General features: G+C 36.9%; 16 protein-coding genes, 3 rRNA genes and 1 riboswitch. Of the genes, 6 read left to right on the forward strand and 13 right to left on the reverse strand.

Translation table 11 applies throughout. From position 1 onward, the window contains the following. Window positions 1-215: 215 nt before the first annotated feature. From rrf to ACF3NF_RS04150, 8 genes are all read right to left on the reverse strand, one after another. Window positions 216-332, reverse strand: a 5S ribosomal RNA gene (gene rrf, locus ACF3NF_RS04115). A 251-nt stretch (window positions 333-583) separates the two neighbouring features. After that, a 23S ribosomal RNA gene (locus ACF3NF_RS04120) occupies window positions 584-3744 on the reverse strand. A 262-nt stretch (window positions 3745-4006) separates the two neighbouring features. Then, window positions 4007-5535: ribosomal RNA gene (locus ACF3NF_RS04125) — 16S ribosomal RNA — on the reverse strand. Together the 16S, 23S and 5S rRNA genes form the textbook arrangement of a ribosomal RNA operon. A 472-nt stretch (window positions 5536-6007) precedes the next feature. After that, window positions 6008-7657, reverse strand: a complete 1650-nt coding sequence (locus ACF3NF_RS04130; RefSeq protein WP_394022288.1) for an ABC transporter permease — start codon at window positions 7655-7657, stop codon at window positions 6008-6010. Window position 7658: 1 nt separating this feature from the next. Then, entirely contained in the window at window positions 7659-8810 is a 1152-nt protein-coding gene (locus ACF3NF_RS04135; protein ID WP_394022289.1) for an extracellular solute-binding protein, read from the reverse strand. Between the two features lie 8 nt (window positions 8811-8818). Continuing rightward, window positions 8819-9775 carry an ABC transporter ATP-binding protein gene (locus ACF3NF_RS04140; RefSeq protein ID WP_394022290.1) on the reverse strand — a complete coding sequence of 319 codons (957 nt, stop codon included), beginning with the start codon at window positions 9773-9775 and terminating at the stop codon, window positions 8819-8821. 406 nt (window positions 9776-10181) lie between these two features. Next, window positions 10182-10895 (reverse strand): glycerophosphodiester phosphodiesterase, encoded by a 714-nt coding sequence (locus tag ACF3NF_RS04145; protein WP_394022291.1) that lies wholly within the window; start codon window positions 10893-10895, stop codon window positions 10182-10184. 140 nt (window positions 10896-11035) lie between these two features. Continuing rightward, window positions 11036-11305, reverse strand: a complete 270-nt coding sequence (locus tag ACF3NF_RS04150) for a hypothetical protein (protein WP_394022292.1) — start codon at window positions 11303-11305, stop codon at window positions 11036-11038. Window positions 11306-11520: 215 nt separating this feature from the next. Between ACF3NF_RS04150 and ACF3NF_RS04155 the strand changes: the two genes are divergently transcribed. From ACF3NF_RS04155 to ACF3NF_RS04165, 3 genes are all read left to right on the forward strand, one after another. Further along, window positions 11521-12870 (forward strand): sodium-dependent transporter, encoded by a 1350-nt coding sequence (locus ACF3NF_RS04155; protein ID WP_394022293.1) that lies wholly within the window; start codon window positions 11521-11523, stop codon window positions 12868-12870. A 129-nt stretch (window positions 12871-12999) separates the two neighbouring features. Beyond that, window positions 13000-13716, forward strand: coding sequence for a cytochrome c biogenesis CcdA family protein (locus ACF3NF_RS04160; RefSeq protein WP_394022294.1), 717 nt, complete (start codon window positions 13000-13002; stop codon window positions 13714-13716). Window positions 13717-13725: 9 nt separating this feature from the next. After that, window positions 13726-14316 carry a redoxin family protein gene (locus tag ACF3NF_RS04165; RefSeq protein WP_394022295.1) on the forward strand — a complete coding sequence of 197 codons (591 nt, stop codon included), beginning with the start codon at window positions 13726-13728 and terminating at the stop codon, window positions 14314-14316. Between the two features lie 41 nt (window positions 14317-14357). On the opposite strand, the gene pepF is transcribed toward ACF3NF_RS04165, so the two are convergent. From pepF to ACF3NF_RS04185, 4 genes are read right to left on the reverse strand one after another with little or no spacing between them, the layout of a single operon-like run. Beyond that, window positions 14358-16139 carry an oligoendopeptidase F gene (gene pepF, locus ACF3NF_RS04170; RefSeq protein WP_394022296.1) on the reverse strand — a complete coding sequence of 594 codons (1782 nt, stop codon included), beginning with the start codon at window positions 16137-16139 and terminating at the stop codon, window positions 14358-14360. 30 nt (window positions 16140-16169) lie between these two features. After that, window positions 16170-17045 (reverse strand): hypothetical protein, encoded by an 876-nt coding sequence (locus tag ACF3NF_RS04175; RefSeq protein ID WP_394022297.1) that lies wholly within the window; start codon window positions 17043-17045, stop codon window positions 16170-16172. Window positions 17046-17051: 6 nt separating this feature from the next. Next, complete coding sequence (locus ACF3NF_RS04180; protein ID WP_394022298.1) at window positions 17052-17726, reverse strand: rhomboid family intramembrane serine protease; 675 nt, start codon at window positions 17724-17726, stop codon at window positions 17052-17054. A gap of 27 nt (window positions 17727-17753) precedes the next feature. Next, window positions 17754-18845, reverse strand: a complete 1092-nt coding sequence (locus ACF3NF_RS04185; RefSeq protein WP_394022299.1) for a glycerate kinase — start codon at window positions 18843-18845, stop codon at window positions 17754-17756. A gap of 235 nt (window positions 18846-19080) precedes the next feature. Next, window positions 19081-19171: riboswitch (TPP riboswitch) on the forward strand. Between the two features lie 20 nt (window positions 19172-19191). Between ACF3NF_RS04185 and thiW the strand changes: the two genes are divergently transcribed. From thiW to thiE, 3 genes are read left to right on the forward strand one after another with little or no spacing between them, the layout of a single operon-like run. Next, window positions 19192-19698 carry an energy coupling factor transporter S component ThiW gene (thiW, locus tag ACF3NF_RS04190; protein WP_394022300.1) on the forward strand — a complete coding sequence of 169 codons (507 nt, stop codon included), beginning with the start codon at window positions 19192-19194 and terminating at the stop codon, window positions 19696-19698. Then, a complete protein-coding gene (thiM, locus tag ACF3NF_RS04195) occupies window positions 19691-20482 on the forward strand; it encodes a hydroxyethylthiazole kinase (protein ID WP_394022301.1) in 792 nt (263 codons plus the stop codon). The genes thiW and thiM overlap by 8 nt, the downstream gene beginning before the upstream one ends. Continuing rightward, window positions 20466-21101 (forward strand): thiamine phosphate synthase, encoded by a 636-nt coding sequence (gene thiE, locus ACF3NF_RS04200; protein ID WP_394024438.1) that lies wholly within the window; start codon window positions 20466-20468, stop codon window positions 21099-21101. The genes thiM and thiE overlap by 17 nt, the downstream gene beginning before the upstream one ends. A gap of 108 nt (window positions 21102-21209) precedes the next feature. On the opposite strand, the gene ACF3NF_RS04205 is transcribed toward thiE, so the two are convergent. Beyond that, the gene (locus ACF3NF_RS04205; RefSeq protein WP_394022302.1) at window positions 21210-22805 is read right to left on the reverse strand and encodes a CAP domain-containing protein; all 1596 of its coding nucleotides are present in this window, start codon (window positions 22803-22805) and stop codon (window positions 21210-21212) included. Between the last annotated feature and the right edge of the window lie 141 nt (window positions 22806-22946).

Consider the following 22946-nt stretch of genomic DNA (forward strand, 5'->3'; position numbering starts at 1 on the left):
CAATGGCAAACGGGTTTTAGCGGATCACCCTCCGAGTACCATCGGCGTTGCTAGGCTTAACTTCTGTGTTCGGTATACATAAATATGCCTTGATTTGGCATATTTATGCCGAAAACTTAGCCCGGTAGGGCGGAAGAGCTTTTGAAAAAAGCGGGTTTTCGTGTTAGGTGTATCCTGTTAATAAAAAAGAACTAGTCACTTGACTAGTTCTAAATATTTGGCGATTTCTTACTCTACCGGGAGGTTACCCTCCGAGTACCATCAGCGTAATGAGGCTTAACTTCTGTGTTCGGTATGGGAACAGGTGTATCCCTCATGCCATCATCACCATATTATATTTTCTTGACCTAACCCGAAAACTTGTTTTCGTTGGTAGGTCAAATGTCGCGCAGTCCAAATCTTTGATTTGGCTAACGGAGCCGACGCTTCCAACTTAAGTTTGAGTCAGTATATTTTTATGACCCTTAAACTGTTCGTAAATGTCATCCAAGCTGCTTCGCACCTTGGGACATTCTGAACGAGGTCCTTCCATCATTTTAGCTTTGCTAAAATGGGATAGGACTCTCAATAGCAAACAATATTTCCAGTCAAGATTTAAAGTTTAGTATCCATTAGCTTAATGCATTACTGCACTTACACCTTGGACCTATCTAACGTATTTTCTTTACGTACTTTTAGAAATCTTATCTTGAGGGTTGCTTCGTACTTAGATGCTTTCAGTACTTATCAATTCCATACTTAGCTACCCAGCTATGCTCCTGGCGGAACAACTGGTACACCAGTGGTATGTCCATCCCGGTCCTCTCGTACTAAGGACAGGTCCTCGCAAATTTCTTACGCCCACGCTGGATAGGGACCGAACTGTCTCACGACGTTCTGAACCCAGCTCGCGTGCCTCTTTAATGGGCGAACAGCCCAACCCTTGGGACCTACTTCAGCCCCAGGATGAGACGAGCCGACATCGAGGTGCCAAACCTCCCCGTCGATGTGGACTCTTGGGGGAGATAAGCCTGTTATCCCCGGGGTAGCTTTTATCCGTTGAGCGATGGCCCTTCCATGCGGTGCCACCGGATCACTAAGTCCGTATTTCTACTCTGCTTGAGCTGTATCTCTCGCAGTTAAGCTCGCTTTTGCCTTTGTACTCTACGAATGGTTTCCGTCCATTCTGAGCGAACCTTTGAACGCCTCCGTTACTTTTTAGGAGGCGACCGCCCCAGTCAAACTGCCCAACTGACAATGTCCTTTGCCCTGATTAAGGGTCAATGTTAGAATTTTGATATTAGAGGGTTGGTATCCCAAGGATGGCTCAGCGCACACTGGCGTGCACGTATCATCGCCTCCCAACTATCCTGTACATCTAATCTCAAAATCCAATATCAGCCTACAGTAAAGCTCCACGGGGTCTTTCCGTCCTAGCGTGGGTAAGTCGCATCTTCACGACTACTACAATTTCACCGGATCCTTTGTTGAGACAGTGCCCAAATCGTTACACCTTTCGTGCGGGTCGGAACTTACCCGACAAGGAATTTCGCTACCTTAGGACCGTTATAGTTACGGCCGCCGTTTACTGGGGCTTAAGTTCTAGCCTTCGCATTCGCTAAGCCTTCCCCTTAACCTTCCAGCACCGGGCAGGTGTCAGCTCCTATACTTCATCTTACGATTTTGCAGAAACTTGTGTTTTTGGTAAACAGTCGCTTGGGCCTGGTTTCTGTGGCCATATCGCTATGGCTCCCCTTCTCCCGAAGTTACGGGGACATTTTGCCGAGTTCCTTAACAAAGGTTCTTCCGCGCGTCTTGGTATTCTCTACCTCCCTACCTGTGTCGGTTTTGGTACGGGCGCTTTGGTCTTGATAGTGACTTTTCTTGGCAATTTGAAATCGGCTACTTCTCTACTCATGTTTTCGATACCTATCACACATTGACCTTGGGATTAGCGGATTTGCCTACTAATCAGTCTTTGTGCTTAGACTGCCTTCCATCGGGCAGCTTAGCTTATCCTCTTGCGTCATCACTTCTCTATAGCGACTTTAAGCGGTACAGGAATATAAACCTGTTATCCATCGGCTACGCCTTTTGGCCTCGCCTTAGGTCCCGACTTTCCCTGAGGGGACGAGCCTTGCTCAGGAGTCCTTGGGGTTTCGACGGGAGTGATTCTCACACTCCTTCTCGCTACTCATGCCAGCATTCTCTCTTGTATTAAGTCCACGCCTGCTTTCGCTTGGGCTTCTTCCCTAATACAATGCTCCTCTACCACTGATAGAGTATTTAAAATTGCTGGTAAATACTTTGACGTTTTAACCAGTTACATATATTAATATATGCGATTGTTTTCGGTGATAATCGTAGTTTCAACTTACCTTTTACTTGTGATTTTGCGTAATTAATTAGTTGATAACTCGTTTATCTTGATTGTATTGTTAATATTTCCGTCTAAGTTTTACCTTTTTCTCATTATTTTCTTAGGTTGATGAGCGCCGTAACTTTCTTGCCAATCGAGCTTTGCTCTCTTGGGAAAGTCTGACGGCTGACCTACCTGCAATTTATTTCATAAATTGGGTTAGGTCTAGCAATTTTAAATTCTCTATCAATCCGAAGCTTCGGTACTGAATTTTAGCCCCGTTCATTTTCGGCGCAAACCCACTTGACCAGTGAGCTATTACGCATTCTTTAAATGTATGGCTGCTTCTAAGCCAACGTCCTGGTTGTCTTAGTAGGTTCACATCCTTTTCCACTTAATTCAGATTTTGGGACCTTAGCTGTCGGTCTGGGCTCTTTCCCTTTCGACTTAGGAGCTTATCCCTCTAAGTCTGACTCCATGATCTGATTTTTTGGCATTCGGAGTTTGATAGGCTTTGGTACGGTAGACCGCCCTAGGCCAGTCAGTGCTCTACCTCCGCAAATCTTTAATCATAGGCTAGCCCTAAAGCTATTTCGAGGAGAACCAGCTATCTCCGGGTTCGTTTGGTTTTTCGCCCCTATCCACAGTTCATCCGATGCGTTTTAAACCGCACCCGGTTCGAGCCTCCAGTGAATTTTACTTCACCTTCACTCTGACCATGGATAGATCACCCGGTTTCGGGTCTATCATATCTAACTTTCGCCCTATTAAGACTCGCTTTCGCTTTGGCTGCATCTCTTAAAGATTTAACCTTGCTTTATATGATAACTCGCTGGCCCATTCTACAAAAGGTACGACATCAGGCTGTTGCCCTCTGTCTGCTTGTAGGCACAAGGTTTCAGGTTCTATTTCACTCCCCTTTCGGGGTTCTTTTCACCTTTCCCTCACGGTACTTGTTCGCTATCGGTCACATGTTAGTATTTAGCCTTAGGGGATGGGCCCCCTATCTTCACAGCAAATTTCTCGTGTTCACTGCTACTTGCCCCCACAATATATTTTCTTTTGCTTACAAGACTGTCACTTTCTTTGGTTCATCTTCCCAAATGATTCTGCTAAAAAATATATTTCTTACTGGGTTGGGCTTCTTTCTTTTCGCTCGCCGCTACTTGGAAAATCGAGTTTTCTTTCTTTTCCTCCTGCTACTTAGATGTTTCAGTTCGCAGGGTCTTACTTCGCTATGGCTATGTATTCACCATAGGATGACTGTGTCTTCCACAGCCGGGTTTCCCCATTCGGAGACCTAGGGGTCATTGCTTGTTGTGAGCTTACCCTAGTTTTCGTTCACTTACGTCCTTCTTCGTCTTCATGTGCCAAGGCATCCACCTTGCGCCCTTTCTTTCTTGACTGGAAATATTGTTTGCTATTTAGTTTTAAGCTTATCCTGAGTGAGTTCAAAATCTGTGATTTTGAATCATTTTAGAATTTGTCCTTTAGGGCAAATGATAAAATGACGCCTCTTATTGTTTATATTAAGACTACACTCGGATGAGTGGTTCATGTTAACAAATATAATTAAACTATTAATTTGAGTAACAAGTGTTTCTAATTGATAGAGAATAACGTATCATTCTCTTTGAAACGGCGACTTGTCGCCGTTTCAATCCTTAGAAAGGAGGTGATCCAGCCGCACCTTCCGATACGGCTACCTTGTTACGACTTCACCCCAGTTACTGACCCTACCTTCGACTGCTGCTTCCTAAATGGTTCGCTCACAGGCTTCGGGTATTGCCAACTTCCATGGTGTGACGGGCGGTGTGTACAAGACCCGGGAACGCATTCACCGTGGCATTCTGATCCACGATTACTAGCAACTCCAACTTCATGCACTCGAGTTGCAGAGTGCAATCCGAACTGGGACAGGCTTTTTGAGTTTTGCTTAACATCGCTGTCTTGCTGCCCTCTGTACCTGCCATTGTAGCACGTGTGTAGCCCAAGTCATAAAGGGCATGATGATTTGACGTCATCCCCACCTTCCTCCGGTTTGTCACCGGCAGTATTGCTAGAGTCCCCAACTTAATGATGGTAACTAGCAAAAGGGGTTGCGCTCGTTATGGGACTTAACCCAACATCTCACGACACGAGCTGACGACAACCATGCACCACCTGTATTTCAGTTATCCGAAGATATAGGCTCTTATCTCTAAGTGCTTCCAAAATATGTCAAGACTTGGTAAGGTTCTTCGCGTTGCTTCGAATTAAACCACATGCTCCGCTGCTTGTGCGGGTCCCCGTCAATTCCTTTGAGTTTCACACTTGCGTGCGTACTCCCCAGGCGGAGTGTTTAATGCGTTAGCTGCGGCACCCAGATTTACTCCAGACACCTAACACTCATCGTTTACGGCGTGGACTACCAGGGTATCTAATCCTGTTTGCTACCCACGCTTTCGTACCTCAGCGTCAGTTAATGGCCAGAAAGTCGCCTTCGCCACCGGTATTCCTCCTAATATCTGCGCATTCCACCGCTACACTAGGAATTCCACTTTCCCTTCCATTACTCAAGGTCCCCAGTTTTAGAAGCTTACTATAGTTGAGCTATAGCCTTTGACTTCTAACTTAAAAACCCGCCTACGTACCCTTTACGCCCAATGATTCCGGACAACGCTCGGTCCTTACGTATTACCGCGGCTGCTGGCACGTAATTAGCCGGACCTTATTCGTATAGTACTGTCATTTTCTTCCTATACAAAAGATTTTTACAACCCGAAGGCCTTCTAAATCACGCGGCGTCGCTGCATCAGGGTTTCCCCCATTGTGCAAAATTCCCCACTGCTGCCTCCCGTAGGAGTCTGGGCCGTGTCTCAGTCCCAATGTGGCCGTACACTCTCTCAAGCCGGCTACTGATCGTTGCCTTGGTGAGCTGTTATCTCACCAACTAGCTAATCAGACGCAAGTCCATCTTACACCACTAAACATTTTGACCAGATTATCATGCGATTGTCTGGTTTCATAGGGTATTATTCTCCGTTTCCAGAGGCTATCCCCTTGTGTAAGGCAGGTTACTCACGCGTTACTCACCCGTTCGCCACTAATCCATTCATTTTCATTCCGAAGAAATCTAATGAGTTTCATCGTTCGACTTGCATGTGTTATGCACGCCGCCAGCGTTAATCCTGAGCCAGGATCAAACTCTCATGAAAAATATTTGGCTACTATTTTAAATAGTAGATTTTAGTTTTATTCATAAAAGCTTTTTGATTCAAGCTCTTTTCATTTACACTGATTTTAAAATCAATGCGTGATTTATTTTTATCCTTTTCTATATAATTATTATAGATAAGAATCATTGTGACTTTTCCAAAATATGAAAAAGTCTGTTTTTGGTTACTCAAATTAATTGATTAAGTTTAATTACTATTTATTTGTAGATAAGTTTTTACTTATCTGGTTCAATTTGCCGTGTGTTAACGACAAGATATATAATACCACGATTAAAAATCATTGTCAAATGTTTTTGATAATTTTTTTAATATTTCTGCCATAAATTACTTTTATAGCAGGTGTGGTATTTTTATATGATATACCATTTAAAAAGTTTTGTCAAATATAATTTGAATTTACTTTCTAAGTGGTGCTATTAATTTTACTAGGTATTTTTAATTGTGTCAAGCTTTATTTGATATTTCTTCTATTACTTAAAATATTTATTATTATCAGTAGACTAGTTGTGATTAATACACATAATACTGCCATGGCCATGCCTACTGAAACTGACCCTTGTTCGAACTCGCTTGTTATAAAGGTTGAAACCGTCATGACATTTGGTGGGCTGATGATAGAACTTGCTACTAGTTCCCTAAATGAAATTATAAATGTCATCATGGCTGCTGAACTTATACTTGGTGCTATTAGCGGCAAAATTACTTTTCTAAAAGTGTAAGCCCTGCTTGCTCCACTAATTTTGGCGGCCTGGATGAGATTATCTCCCATTTGTAAAAAAGATGATGACACGTATTGGATTGTAAATGGTAAAAACATCACTGAATATACTAAGACCATAAATCCTACTGTATTATATAGGGGCATGACATTATAGATTTTGTTCCAAAAAATCATAAGACCTATTACAAATACAATGTTTGGTATCATTTCTGGTAAAATGGCGATATTTTCCAAATATTTTTTCCATTTGCCTTGGCGATATAGACTTACTACTATAAATGTCCCAATTATTGCGCAAATAATGGCAGTTGCAACTCCTAATCCGAAACTTGTCAGAAGGGCTCTTTTTGCTGCTGACCTATTTTGAAATAAATCTACATAATGTTTACCAGTAAAATTGCCAGCCTTTAGTCCATAGCCCCTTAAGTTTATAAGAGATGTGGCAATTATTGAAAAATATGGGATGCCTATTGAAAATATTATTAGGATTATAAGATAAATTACTGCTAGCACATCAAAAATCACTGGATGATTCATATCCTTGATGCGGGCAGATTTTTGTCCTACTAGGTTATAGGTATTTTTTTCTGTGACCCTATTTTGAACCATGCGCATAAGCATACATATAATTACAAGTATAGAAGATAAACTTGCAGCTTTTCCAAAACTAATTGGTGCTACTGTTGCGTATCGGTGGATGTCTGTTGTAAAAACAATAAAGCCGATTCTCCTACCAATAGTTGCCGGGGTCCCATATTCTGAAAGTGTTTTGATAAATACTAAAAGCATGCCAATTGCATAGTTACCAGTAAGGAGGGGGAAAATTATTTTTCTAAGCCTATATCCTAAACCAGCACCTGAAATCTTGGCACTTTCGTCCATATTGGCAGAAATATTTCCAATGGAGTTTTTGATAATATTGGTCATAAATGGGAAAATATGCAGGCTCATTACCATAACCAAACCAAAAAGTGAGAAGAATTTTTCACTAAAATTGCCAGTTGCTGGAAAAAGCTGTTGGAAAAGTCCTCTTTTTTGGCAAAATAGAATCCAACCCATGGATAGGATATATGGAGGAGTCATAAAGGGAATCATAAAAATTATTTCTAGCCATTTATATTTGGCTAATCTTGATTTTGTAAATATAAATCCCAAGGGTGTTGCTATCAAACTTGCAAATATTACTACTAATATTCCTAATAATAAGGAGTTTTTTATAGTAAGAAGATTATCTTTGGTAAAAATTAGCTGGGCTGCTTGGCTAAAATTTAAGCGACCATCTATGATGATCGCTCTTAAAAATACCGTTGCTATCGGTGTTACTATAAAAAACAAAAGTAGTAATAAAATTAGATAATTACTAGTTTTTGTCTTTTTCATTTTATTTTACTAATGAGTTCATTTTTGCTGAGATTTCATCAGCATTTTCTAGCATGTAATCCCAATCTAGGTTTTTAAATTGTGGAATGTCTGCTACATTTGTTCTCTTATCTGTTGTAATATCAGATCTACCTGGTAGTAGGTATGCATCTGCTACTAGTTCTTGAGCTTTATCTGAGATTAGGAAATCAATAAAGGCTTTTGCATTGTCCATATTTTTAGCTGATTTTAAAATCATTGCTGGTCTTGGGTTGATAACTGTTCCGCTTTTTGGATAATAAATTGCTAGTGGTTCTCCATCTGCAATTGATTTGTATGCGTTGTAGTCAACACCTGCAAGAAGAATTGCTTTTTCTCCAGTTGTTACTGCTTCTAGGGCTGCTTTGTTTGCTCCTGGAATTGTTAGTCCATTTGCTGCAATGTCTTCCCAAATTTTCCAATCATCTTTGTTTTGTGAGAAGTATCCTGCTAAGAAGTCTTTTGCTGAACCAGATTTTTCTGGATCTGGCAATGCTATGTCGCCATTGTATTTTTCATCTGCAAAATCTGCCCAATCAGCATCTAGGTTTTCTACAATAGTTGTGTTATAGATTACTCCAACTGCTGATGCACTTGTACCAAATAACTCTTTATCGCTATCAATAAAATCTTCGTAAAGTTTGTCAGCATCCTTTGCATCATAGCTTTCTAGGTTTCCTTCTTTTTTCATAGCAAGACCATCAGACCAAGATGCTAAAACCACAACGTCTGCTACTGGATTGTCTTTTTCTGCTTCTAGACGAGCAAGAATTTCTCCAGTTGTTCCTTCAAAAAGATCAACTTTTACACCTGTTTCTTCTTCAAAAGCTGCAATGTATTTTTCATTAAGTCCTTTTGGGCTTGGCATATAAACTGTTACTGATCCAGAAAGGTCTTTGTTTTCTTCGCTTGAAGTTTCTGCTGGAGCAGCTTCTTCAGCCTTTTGTTCACTTGTTTCTTCTTTAGCTTCTTCTTTTACTTCTGGTGTTTCACTTGTTTCAGTTTTATTTTCTTCTGCACTTTGTGTTTGTTCTGCAGTATTTTCTGCTGGTGCTTCTGTTGTGTTTGCATTGCCACAAGCTGAAAGTGTAGCGGCAATAGATATTGCCATAAGGGCATTAAGAATTTTTTTCATAATTTCTCCTAGTTAAATTCTATAATATTTTTGCTATCGGCATAAAGATTTAAAATCTCCCCTGCCTTTTTTCCGTTTTTGGAATTAAACGACCAATTGTTTCCCATATAATCCAGATAAATTATGTAAGAATCTCCTAAAAATTGTGAAGAAACAACTTCTGTTTTATATAAGGCTGAGCCTGGGATTTCCTTATCAGTAAAATCTTCTGGGCGAATCATATGGTTTTTGTCCAGCCAATTAGATTTGCCAATAAAGTGCGCCACAAAATCTGTTTTTGGATACTTATATATATCTTCAGGACTTGCCTTTTGTTCGATGTGACCGCTATTCATAATGATAATATCATCTGACATAGACATGGCTTCTTCTTGGTCGTGGGTGACAAAAACTGCAGTTTGTCCCATATCTTTCACAATTTTTGTAATCTCAAGGCGCATTTGTTCCCTTAAAATAGCATCAAGAGCAGAAAGGGGCTCATCAAATAAAACACAATCCGGGTTGTCGCTAATGGCACGAGCAAAGGCAACTCTTTGCTGTTGACCACCAGAAAGCTCTCTTGGAAATCTATTTTCATAACCATCCAAATGCACAGTTTTGAGGGCCTTTAAAACTTTTTGCTCAATATCTGCATTATTTTTTTTCGCCCTTAGAGGAAAAGCAACATTTTCAAAAACTGTCATATGAGGCCATAGGGAAAAGTCTTGAAAAACAAAGCCTAGACCACGTTTTTCTGGAGGAATATTTATATTTTTCTCACTTGAGAAAATAACCTTATCATCAAATAATATTTCTCCACCATCTGGTATTTCAAGACCAGAAATCATCCTTAAAACGGTAGTTTTTCCGCAACCAGAAGGTCCTAAGAGAGTGGTAAAAGAATTATGGTCTATGACCAAATTCAAATCCTTAATACTAAAACTATCTGAAAACTTTTTATTAATATTTATAAGTGAAATTTTCATCCTATCCCTGCTTTCTTAGAATCTTTGCTGCAGCAATAATTTTACCTAATTAATGTATAAGATTTGCAAAATATTTGTAAAGTTTTTGTAAAAAATCCACCCCTGACATTATGGGGTGGATTAATGAAAACTATAATATATCTTATTTTAAACAATCAATAACACTTCCGCTCATATCTTTCATATCTAGATTATAAATCTTATCTATTGTAGGAGCGATGTCTACCTTTGTATAAAATACATTTACTAAATATGTAATACTTTGGTAAATTTTGATTATTGTTTTTTAAAATATTTTTTACATAAAAATCAAAATACTTATAAAATCTTTATAAATAAGCAAGATCTTAAATTTATATAAATTTTACAAATACTTAATAAATAAAAAAGCATACCCAAAAGTATGCTAATTTAAAAATTCTTTTACTTTATTCGGATAGTCCGTTATGAGCCCGCTTGGATTTAATGGTAAATATTGGCTATAATCATAGTCTGCTTTTCCAAACCAAATATTTAAACCAATATCATTTTCAGCAAATTTTTCTGCCATTTCTTTATCAACGACAAAATTCATTGGGTGGTAATATTCCATGCCTAGATTTTTTACATATTCCCATGCTTTATAAAGCCTGGATGATTCTAAAACTCCACATTTTATCTTTGGATCAATATTTTTAAATCTTACTAAAGATTGGTGATTAAAAGATGAGATTATTATTTTTTCAGTCATATCATATTTTTTTATAAGCTCATAAACTTTTTCTTCTATGCCCCTATAATCGATAATAGAATTTTTTAGCTCGATATTGGTAATTATTTCTTTGTCTTTGGCAAAATCAAAATATTCTCTAAGGCTTGGTATTTTTTGAATCTCACAATCTGGATATAGTTTTGAAGCATTTAGTTTTTGTAATTGATCTAGGGTTTTTTCACAAACTAAAGCCTCACCATCTGTTGTTCTTTCTAATGTTTCATCGTGAATTATTACTAATTCCCCATCTTTTGACAAGTGCACATCAAATTCTATACCATCTGCACCAGCTTCTATGGCTTTTTTAAATGCTAGCATGGTATTTTCTGGATATTTTCCCTTAAATCCCCTGTGGGCAAAATTTATCATCTTTTCCTCCTAAATTTTTATACATAGTAGTAAGAAAATATTTTTATTCTATATATTTATATGAAACCAAAATAAAAAAGGATTGCCCAATATTAAACAATCCTTTTAATTTTATTTAATATTTTAATATTTATAGTTAATTAATCACAGTAGTCGCCAAAAGCTTTGGCTCCACCACCGATACCTCCACCTAGTGTTCCAACAATTGTTCCTGGAACTCCTGCAAGTGCGGTACCAGCTAATCCACCTGTGGTGCCTCCTTCAATAATCCCCCCTGATACACCAACTATGCATTTTTTATCATACCTAGCTGCATGGGCTGATTGAGTTGGCAATACCAAACCGATTCCTAATGCTAAAGATGCTAAGGCTATGTTAGCTTTTCCGATAATTTTTTTAAAATTTTTCACGATGCTTCCTTTCCTTTTCAATCTTTAATTATTAGTTTCTAAAATTATTTTTTCAAATATTTCTTGGCTAGCCATTAAAATAACTACCCGCTGATTTTGCCCTTAAACATTTTTTTAGTAAAAGTTATAATATTTTATAAATTTTACTATTAATTTACTATTAGATTTTCCGCTTTATTCTGATATAATACCATAAAAGGCACTAAGGAAATATTATGAAAACAAATAAAAATGAAAAATTTAATAATATTGATGGTTTTACTGGTAAACTAGGCTTTACCCTTGCATCTGTGGGATCTGCGGTTGGCATGGGAAATATTTGGCGTTTTCCTGTTATGGTTTCACTTTTTGGCGGGATGAGTTTTTTATTGCCATATTTTCTTTTTGTAATTTTAATCGCATCTACAGGAGTTATTGAAGAGTATTCCCTAGGTAGGCTTACTGGATCTGGTCCTGTCAAGGCTTTTTCTTTTGCAACAGGTCAAAGGGGCAATAAAAATATCGGAAAAAATTTGGGGATAATTCCTGTTTTGGGATCTCTTGCCCTGGCTATTGGCTATACTGCTGTTATGGGCTGGATTTTTAGATACAATTTCTTGGCCATAAATGGAACTTTATCTAGTTTTGCAGGCGACAATTCTTTGATTGCTATGACCTTTGACCAAACTGCCAGTGATTTTAGCAATAATTTTTGGATAATTGTAGCTGGTATTTCTTCTATGATTATCATGTCCTTTGGTATTGCCAAGGGCATTGAAAGAGCAAATAAATTTTTGATGCCAATTTTATTTATTTTGCTACTTGGTCTTGCAATTTACATTGGGACAAATCCTGCTGCTAGCAAGGGCTACCAATATATTTTTAGCCTTAATAGAGATGAATTGCTTGACCCCAAGCTCTGGGTTTTTGCCTTTGGACAAGCATTTTTCTCCCTATCTATTGCGGGAAATGGATCTGTGATTTATGGATCATATTTGCCAAAAAATGAAGATATACCTTCTTCTGCCAAAAATATTGCGTTTTTTGACACCATAGCAGCCCTTCTTGCTGCCTTTGTAATTATTCCAGCAATGGCCATTGGCAATGCTGACCTTACTGAGGGTGGACCGGGACTAATGTTTATATATTTGGTAATTGTTTTTAACAAAATGGAAGCTGGGAAAATTTTGATGATAATATTTTATTTGGCCATACTTTTTGCAGGTTTTTCATCAATTATCAACCTTTATGAGGCTCCTGTGGCATATATACAAGAAAAATTTTGCTTTAGCCGAAAAAAATCCGCACTTATTATAAATGGACTTGGTATTTTAGCTGCAATCCTTATCCAAGGCATCGTCGGACCTTGGATGGATTTTGTTTCAATATTTATAGCTCCTTTGGGCGCACTTTTGGCTGGAGTGATGTTCTTTTGGATTCTAGATAAAAATCTTGCCCTAAGCGAAGTAAATAAGGGGCGTAAAAAAGCCCTGGGCTCATGGTTTTATCCACTGGGAAAATACCTTTACTGTACATTGAGCATTTTAGCCCTAGTTCTGGGGATTATTTTTGGGGGAATTGGATAAAAATTTTAAGAGTAGATTATTCTGCTCTTTTTTTATAGAAATTATTGATAATTTTCTATAATCTACTAAAGTTTATTATTAAATTTTGATAATAATGGATATATACTGTATAAGAAAAAGGAGGTTATTATGATGGAAAATCAATTACTTCTTAGTTCAGTATTTGTTGCTGGATTTTTATCATTTTTTGCTCCTTGTACTTTTCCATTGATGCCGGCCTACATCGGCATAATTACCGACCAAAATAGTGAATATAAGAATCTTAAATTTGGCAGGATTTTTATAAATGTTGGAGCAATTATAAAAACCATGACCTTTGTCTTAGGTCTTGCCACAAGTTTTGTGATTTTAGGTTTTGGAGCAGGATTTTTGGGGAAATTTTTTAGCAATAGATGGATAATTTTCCTTGGAGGCTTGCTGGTATTTATCCTAGGCCTTCACCAAATGGAGATAATAAATATAGAAAAATTAAATAAGTCTAGGGAAATAAGTTTTAAAAACAATAAAACAAAGGCTCTTGGGACTTACTTGATGGGACTATCTTTTTCCCTAGGATGGACTCCATGTGTGGGACCCATACTAGGAGCTGTTTTATTAACCTCAGCAAGTCGTGGTACAGAACTTTACGGAGCCTTTATGATGTTAGTTTACTCACTGGGACTAATGATGCCATTTTTGATAATGGCAATCTTATCGACCACCCTTAATAAAAATTTTAATTTTTTTAGTAAACACCTTACATTTTTAAAAAAATTGGGCGGATTTTTGATAATGATTATGGGAATAGTCATAATGACAGGCCAACTTTCAAATCTAACAGCTTTTTTCAACAATTTATTTTTATAGGAGAAAAATATGAAAAAATTAATATTACTTGCAATTTTCGCCCTATCTTTGACCCTATCTTCTTGTGATCAGCAAAATAAAGAAGATATCGATGACCAAAAGTTACAGGCAGAAAACCAAGTAGAAGAAAATATTAATCAGCAAATTAAAAATGAAAAAGAAATAGAAGATGAAAAAGAAACAGAAAGTGAAGATTCTATAGTTTTAGAAGACAGGGATGGCAATCCAGTTTCTCTGGCAGATTATAAGGGCAAGAAAACTTTTGTAGAGTTTTGGGCTTCTTGGTGTCCGATATGCCTAACCGGCCTAGAACAATTGGACCAATTATCCAAAAACGCTAGCGACTACAATATTGTAAGTGTAGTTTCTCCAGGACTTTTAGGCGAAATGCCAAAAGATGAATTTATAGAATGGTTTGATGACCTTGGCCATGAAAATATTGAAGTCATATTTGATACAAATGGAGAATTTATAGATGAATTTAATATAAGGTCCACTCCTACAAATGTATTCTTAAACTCAGATGGCGATGTTGAAAAAGTTCTGCCAGGGCAAATGCCAGAAGAAATGATCAAGGAAATCCTAGCTGAAATTGAATAAGAAAAAGACCTTATCTAGGAAACTAGGAGGTCTTTTTTTTATTAGATTATTGCTTTTCTTAAGTCTTCTAAGGCTTCACGTGCTACATCCATAGCCTTTTGCATAGCATCTTTATTTGTCATATCAACGCCCGCTTTTTTAAGAACATCGATTGGATATTCACTTTCACCAGCTTTTAGGTAGTTTAAATAAGCTTCACGGTCTTCATCACTACCATTTAAGATTTTTTGGCTAAGGGCTACTGCGGACATAAATCCTGTTGCATATTGGAATACATAATAGAACATATAGAAGTGTGGGATTCTTGCCCATTCTGCAGAAATATATTCATCAACTTCTATATCACCACCAAAGTAATCACGGTTTAAGTCACCATATATTTGGTTAAGTTTTGCAGCTGGGATAGGCTCTCCCTCTGCAACTAATTTATTTACTTCGTGCTCAAATTCTGCAAACATTGTTTGTCTAAATACTGTAGATTTAAATTGGTTTACGAAATAATTTAGTAAATATGCAGTTTCTTCTTCGCTTTGGCTATTTTTTAGCATGTAATCTAAAAGTAGCAGCTCATTGGTTGTTGATGCAATTTCTGCAAGGAAGATTGAGTATGACCCGTAAATATATGGTTGGTTTTTCCTTGTGTAGTATGAGTGCATAGAGTGGCCAAGTTCGTGGGCAATTGTAAATACATCACCAATTGTATTTGTGTGGTTTAACAAGATATATGGTTGGGTATCGTATGATCCTGAAGAATATGCACCTGATCTTTTGCCTTCATTTGGCATAACATCAAACCATCTTTGGTCAAATCCCTTTCGGGCTACTTCTACGTATTCCTCCCCAAGTGGTTTGATTGCTTCAAGTACTAATTCGCGTGCTTCATCAAATTCGATTTCTCTTTCATAATCTTTTACAAGTGGCACATATATATCGTGGAAACCAAGGTCATCTACCCCTAAAAACTCTTTACGAAGGCTAGTGTAGTCTCTGTGGATGTCCATATTTTCGTGAACTACTTCTAAAAGATTGTCATAGATTTCTTCATCCAGATTATTTTTGAAAAGACTCATCTCACGAGCTGACTTATATTTTCTAAGTTTTGATTCTATATTATGGCTAGTAATTTCCCCATCAAGTAAGGATGCAGCTGTGTTTTCAAATTGCTTATAAATTCCATAGTAAGTTTCATAAACCCTACGTCTAAAATCACGGTCCTTATCCTCTTCAAGAGTTGTGAAGTTTGCATCTGAAAGGGCAACTTCTTTGCCGTCTTTTTCTACAGCTGGGAATTTCATATCTGCATTTGAAAAAATCATATAAGTAGAAACTGGATTTTGACTTAATTTCGAAAAGCTTGCTAGGATTTTTTCTTCATTTTCGCTTAAAACATGGTCTTTATTTCTAAATAAGTCCTCAAAATAATGGTCATATGCCTTTAATTCTTCTTTTTCACCCAGCATTTTTTTGATGTCTTCATAGTCAGCTGCTAGAATTTCTGGTGTGATAAATGATAATTTTTCAGAAATTTCTGCTCCAGCAATAGAAGTTGTTTGGCTCATTTGTTGGTAGGTGCTATCAGCTGTATTTTCATCAGATTTTAAGTGGCCATAAACTCCTGCCTTGTGGAATTTTCTCATTAGTTTTTCGTAATCTTTTAGGAAATTTAAAAGATTATCAGCATTTTCTGTAATTTTGCCCTTATATTCTGTAAGCTTATCAGCAAGTTCTCTAGCTTCCTTTACTTCACTATAATATTGATCATCACTTGCAAAAATTAAAGAGGTGTCCCACTTTAAATTTTCATCTATTTCGTGTCTTTGCATTATTTTCTCCTTATTTTTCTATATCTATATTCATGATTTTTCTATATCTATATTCATGCCCATATTTTGGGTAGTAGTTGTGGTTCTTGTGATTAATATGCGATCTTCCCCAGTAATATCTGGCAAATATCCCAAATCCATTTGGCGATTATCATAAAGGCTTGTGAGCGGACGGTGTTTTACCCCGTAAATATCTAACATAGATGGCAAATACCTAGCCTCTGCTTCCATACGATTTGTAATTGCCTGATCTAATGATCCTGGAATGGCTTGGTCAGTATATTCAACCACATCTCCCAATCTTTCGACTGTTGGACTTGTATCATTTACTGATGTCCTAAAAACCAAATTATCCATAAGGCTCATAAATTTATTAAATAAATAGTAAACGCTATAAGTTTCGCCATTATCAACTGTTACTTGGCTTACCAAAAGCATAGGACCTGATTCGGAATTTATTTTATCAAAAGTTACTGTTGTATTTATGCCACTTATGCCGGCAACCGGCCCAAATTCGCGTTCTGTTAGCTCATTATTCCTCTTATAAGAAAGAATAGTGGAATAAGCACCTGCCCTTTGGCTAGATGGACGAAGTGAAATCCCAATTTGACTATCGCCAACATTTGTATCTACAATATTTCCTACAGCATCAGCTGGATTTAGATTATTGCCGCTTTTTCCAGAACCGTACAAATTTCCCAAATCCAAATCATCTTCTGATTTTTCCCTTGCTGTATCAATCTCCTCTTCACCAGTCTTTCTGTAGGTGATGTCAGGCATTACAAAGTCCTTATCTTGCTCTTTTTCTACAGTAGCTATTTCCTTTTCAAAATCAGCTCGTGATTGGAAGTCACAAGCTGATAGGGAAATAATCATTGCAAGTATTACAAAAAAATTCTTTTTCATTAGTGCCTAAACCGCCGATCTTAGTCCTATTATTACAAAAAGTATGGACAATACTACAAAGGCAGTCACACTTATAAGTTGTGTGCTAGTTTGTAGGCTACGATTTATAATTGGGAAAACTCCTGCCAAAATCACTCCTGCCAAAAGTCCACCCAAGTGGCCCAAAACACCAATTCCTGGTCTGATAAGTGAATAAATAATATTTATGGCGATGATAGATAGAAAACTAGATCCAAAGCTAGAAAGCATACTATCGCCCCTATAATTTAACAAAATACCAATAGCCAGACCAAAAAGTCCATAAAGGGAAGTAGAAGCTCCAGCACTAACTGTAGCTGGCTTTCCAAAGGCGAAACTTACTAGGTTGCCCATAATTCCTGCTAAAAGATAAATTATCAAATAGTTACGACTGCCATAAAGCCTTTCAAAAACAGGCCCTACTTGATACAAAAAGTACATATTAAATAAAATATGTGGTAATCCTATATGGATAAAGCTAGCAGTAAAAAGTCTCCACCATTGGCCATTTGCAACTTCACTCTTTACAACAGCACCAAATCTAACAAGATTTGCAATATTTTCGCTGCCACCAGTAAAGGTCATAATTACAAATACAATAATATTTACAATTAGTAAAAGGCTTGTTACTTTGCTTGATCCTAAATCTCTAAAATTATTCATAAGTTTATTATACTTTCTTTTCCTATTTTATCCGCTAAAGTAATTTTGACTTAGGTCCTTGGCAAGGGCCCTAATAGCATCTTTCATCTGATCTCGGTCAAAATTATCTGAAATGTGATAATCATATATTTTATCAAAATTTTCCCTCTGGCCAATTTTTTTGCCATCCTGATCTTCCAAAAATATTACCTTTAGCTTTTGGTTGTAAGCCTTAGCTACATTTGCAACATTTATTGAGCTTAGCCCATCAAAGGTATCCACATTTTCTCCCAAAATTAAAATATCATAATTTTTTATCATGGTATCAAAATCTATTTTTTCTAAAATCACGTCCATGGATTTGGAAATTTTGGCCTTAAAAAATGCATAAAGAGCCCAAGCCACTCCTCCACCAGAACCAAGTGATGGCAAATCTAGAGGATTTATTCCTAGGGTCTGCTCAATTTTTTCCTTAAAGTTTTTAGAACCCTTGTACAAATAGGCTATATCTTCGACAGAGGCCCCTTTTCTATAAATCCTATTTTCTAGGAATGAATTTTCCCCAAAAAGTGTAGTATCAGAAGAAGTTCCTATAGTAATTTCTGCCTTTAAAAGCCTGTGGTCTAGATCTGAAATATCAATATTTTCTACTTCTACCATATTTTCTGCAATTGGGTTTAGTTCTTTCCCCTCGCTGTTAAAAAATCTAGCTCCCAAGGCATAGAGCATACCCATGCCAAGGTCATTGGTCGCAGTATCTCCAATGCCTATGAAAAAAGTATTTGCTCCAGTATTTAATCCATCTACCATCATCTCCCCAAAGCCTAAGGATGAAGAATTCATAACATCAAGCTCTTCTTGGTAAAGCAAGCGCAAACCGGATGATTCTGCCATTTCCATAACTGCATGCTTATCTTTCATGACATATCTTGCTGTAATCACCTCATTTTTAGGATTGTGAACATTTACATAATGGTAGTCTCCATCTAAAAAAGCCTGCATGGCTTCAACTGTACCTTCTCCACCATCTAAAAATGGGATAATATCAACATCACTTCCTAATTCTTCCTTAAATATATTGCCTATTTCTATTGAATTTTCGTAATTTTTTATAGAATCTATTGCTACTAAAATTTTCATCTTCCGCCTTCTTTTCTATATACTCCTTATAAAATATTACCCTAAATTCGGTTAAAATAGCATAAAATAAAGCTTTACAAATGATTTGCATATGTTATAATAAACTAGAAAGTTTATACTTTCGCTGTTTAACTCATGGAATCCTACGGGATTTCACCCATCAAAGACCATCACGAGAGCGTGGTGGTTTTTTTTATTTAACAACTTCTTACATTTGTGTTATGCTGTTATTAAAGATTTGTAACTGGGGTGCTAAATTTGGCTGAGATTATACCCAATAACCTGATCTAGGTAATACTAGCGGAGGGATTTTTCTCAATTTTTAGCTCCTTTTAAGGAGGTTCATATGCAAAATTCTAAAAGTTTACGTAAATTTGTCTTACTTGCCATGCTTGTAGCAATTGGTGTAGTTATTTCCCCAATTCTTAGGGTCCATGGTTTTGCTCCAACCCAGCATTTTATAAATGTGGTCTGCTCAGTTTTGCTTGGCCCATTTTATTCCCTAGCCTGTGCGACAATGATTGGCCTTATCCGTATGAGCCTTATGGGGATTTCTCCACTGGCTTTAACTGGTGCAGTTTTTGGAGCCTTTTTATCTGGGATACTATACAATAGATACAAAACTTTTTTATCAGCTTGTATAGGTGAAGTGATAGGCACAGGAATTATCGGGTCTATGATTTCTTTTCCAGTTATGAAATTTGTGGCTGGAGATAGCATGGTTGCCCTATTCACATTTACACCAAGCTTTGTTATTGCAACAATTATTGGATCTTCAGTTGCCTATATTTTCTTAAAGGCACTTGAGAAAAATGGCAGCCTTTCCAAAATGCAGGAGTCGTTAAATGATTGATTTTGAAAATATTCTGGATTTAATGAGGGAAAATACCCACACTATCCATGCAATAGTCAGTCCCCTTGCCTCAAATGATATGGCAAATGTACTTTTAAGCCTAAACCAAGCTCCATTTTTGGCAGAATATTACAATGAGGTTTATGAAGTAACCCAAAATTCCCATGCTCTTCTAGTAAATATGGGGACAATTAGCGAAAGCAAGCTAAAGGGAATCAAGGAAGCCTTAAAATCGGCCAAGGAAAATAATATTCCAATCATCCTTGATCCAGTAGGTGCATCTGCTACAAAAATCAGACTTGAAACTTGCCTTTACTATTTAAAAAATTATCCTATAAAAGTTTTAAAGGGTAATTATAGCGAAATCTACTCCATATACCACAAAAAATTATCAACCCGTGGGGTGGATTCAAAATCCATAGAAAAAGAAGAAATTATAAATATTTGCAAAGACTTATCTAGTATGTATAACACAATAGTTGTTGCAAGTGGCAAAGAGGATATTATTTCCGATGGCAAGGACATTTTGATTTTAAAAAACGGCAGTCCTCTTTTGCCAAAAGTAACTGGGACAGGTTGCATACTTGGCGGGATTATTGCTGCGGCATATTCCTTTGAAAATACTATAAATGCAATAGCTCTTGCCATAAGCTTATTAAATATTGCAGCAGAGCTTGCCCAAAAAGAAAAGGGAATGGCAACTTTTAAAATGTCACTTTTAGATGAGATTTCACTTATGGATAGCAAAAAAATAATGGAGAGAATAGATTATGAAAGACTTTGATTTAAGCTTATACTTAGTAACAAATAGGGACAAATTAAGTGATGAAGAATTTTTTGATGTGATAGAAAAATCTTTAAAGGGTGGTGTAACTTTAATCCAGCTTAGGGAAAAAACTGCTCCAGCTCGTGAAGTTATAGAAATAGCAAAAAAATTAAAAAATTTGTGTCACTCATACCATGTACCACTTTTAGTAGATGATAGGGTAGACATAGCCCTAGCTGCAGACCTTGATGGAGTACATCTAGGAAATGAAGATATGGATGTGGCTGATGCTAGAAAAATTTTGGGAGATGATAAAATAATTGGATCAACTGCCAAAACCCTAGACTGGGCCATAGCTGAAGAAAAAAAGGGAGCAGATTATTTGGGAGTAGGTGCTATCTTTGAAACCAAAACCCATGTAAAAACCACCCGCACCAGTGTTGAGACCTTAAAAGGAATAAATCAAAATATATCCATACCAACAGTAGCTATTGGTGGATTAAATTACGAAAATATAGACATCCTAAAAGATTCAGGAGCATCTGGCATATCTGTAGTAAGGGCAATAATGGATAGCAAAAATCCAGAAGAAGATGCTAGAAAATTATTTGAAAAAACCAAGTCAATTTTGGGTTAAATAATCAAAAATATTTTTATTTAATTTCTCAACAAAAAATTCCCAGCTTTTAATAGCTGGGATTTTTTTGTAAACTTAAACTTTTTTATATCTAAAGGGTGGTAATTATTAATTTAGGCTCATGTAGTTGATTGTGTATTCTACTGGATATTCTTGGCCGTCTTTTGTAACTCCTGTAACTTTTACTTGTAATTTTGTACCTGGAGCATAGTTCATTCCGTATCCAAATGTGATTGCTTTTACGCTTCCTTTGAAGCTTTCATCTACGTGAGATTCTGTGTTTACTTGACCTGTTGCAAGATCTGTTACTTCAACTTGTGCATTAGCAAGTTCAAAGTTTTCGCCAAACATTAGTGATAGGCTAGATCCTTCTGAGTGGAATTCGCTGATTGCTGTTTGGCCTGGGTAAGCGTAAACTGTGTTTGCATTTTCTCCAGCATAGTCGTCGTTATTTACGAACATTGCGCTGAATTCGTCTGCTTGACCAAATCCTACAAGGCTAGCTTGTGGATTTAGTACCCATCTTCTGTGTCCAACTTCTGTTTGGTTTTGTTCACCAAGGTCATCTCTTAAATATTCTACAACTGAGTCAAGTATGTTAAATCCTGAAGCAAGGTTTGAGTTTGCTGCACCGATAGTTCCGTTTGCATATTCCGCTGAATCTGCTTTCATTCCTGCTGGAAGTGATGGGAAGTGGTTAACTTGTAGGTTTAATCTATTAATCATAGATGCTGCTTGAGCAAATTTAGCTTGGTCATTTCCAATTGTTAATTGATTTTTGATACCTGCTGCAAATCTTGCTGTGTTTGCAATGTGTAGGGCATCTTCTTGAGCTGCTTGAGATACTGAACCAACATTTAGTGAGTTAAGGTTAGTATTTGGTGCGCTTGTGAAAACTTCTGTACTGTCTGGGTTAATTAGCTTTAGTCCTAAAAATGCTTTTGTGTCACTTGCACTTGTTTGGTAGTTCATCCAGTAAGATCTGATTTCTTCTATAGATGGGCTTGATACTGTAAGACCACCTGATACTTGATCAGCTTCAACTAAATCTTCTGCTACTGGAGCTTCTACTGCTGCAACTACTTCTTCTTCTACTGTGTTTGGTAGAGATTGTGATTCAGATATTTCTGATGCTGTTTCGATGTCTGTTAGGTCAAACTCTTCAACTGTTGCCGCTGCTACAGTTTGTTCTACTGCATTTGGAAGTGATGTTTCTGATGTTTCATCTATGTCTGCTAGGTCGAATGTTTCATTTGTAGTCACTTCTGCTACTTCTTCAAATTCTAATTCGTTTATAGCTTCTACTTCTTTATTAACTTCTGGAAGTTCCTGTCTAACTTTTTCTATTGCTTGAACAGTTTCATCAACAATAACTGGTGTTTGTTCAGTAGCTACTGCTGTGATTTCTTCTGCTACTTCTTCAACTTCTTCAACTTCGTTAGATTCTTCTGTCATTTCTTCTTTTTCTTCTAAAGCCACTGTTTGTGGAATTAGGTAATTTCTGTTATCTTTTTCTTCAACTTTTACTGCACCTGCTTTTGGTGCATCTACGTTTGCTACTTTTTTTTCTGAACTTTGGACAACTTCTGTACGTCCAACTCTTGTTTCTTTTGCTATTTTTGCTTCTTTTGCTTCATTTGTTCCGCAAGCTGTTGTTGTTAATAATGCTAGTGCTAATGTTATAGCTTTAAATTGTTTTTTCATTGCTGTCCCCTTTGTAAGATTTTATGTTTAAGTTTGTTTAAGTTTGTTTAAGTATTCAGTATAAGGTGTTTGTCTAAGCTTAATTTTTTTGAATTTCACTTTTTTCTTTTAAGCTTTTAACAACTCTTTACTTATCTTGTC

It is taken from the genome of Anaerococcus martiniensis (assembly GCF_043187485.1).
GTDB classification, from domain to species: domain Bacteria; phylum Bacillota; class Clostridia; order Tissierellales; family Peptoniphilaceae; genus Anaerococcus; species Anaerococcus martiniensis.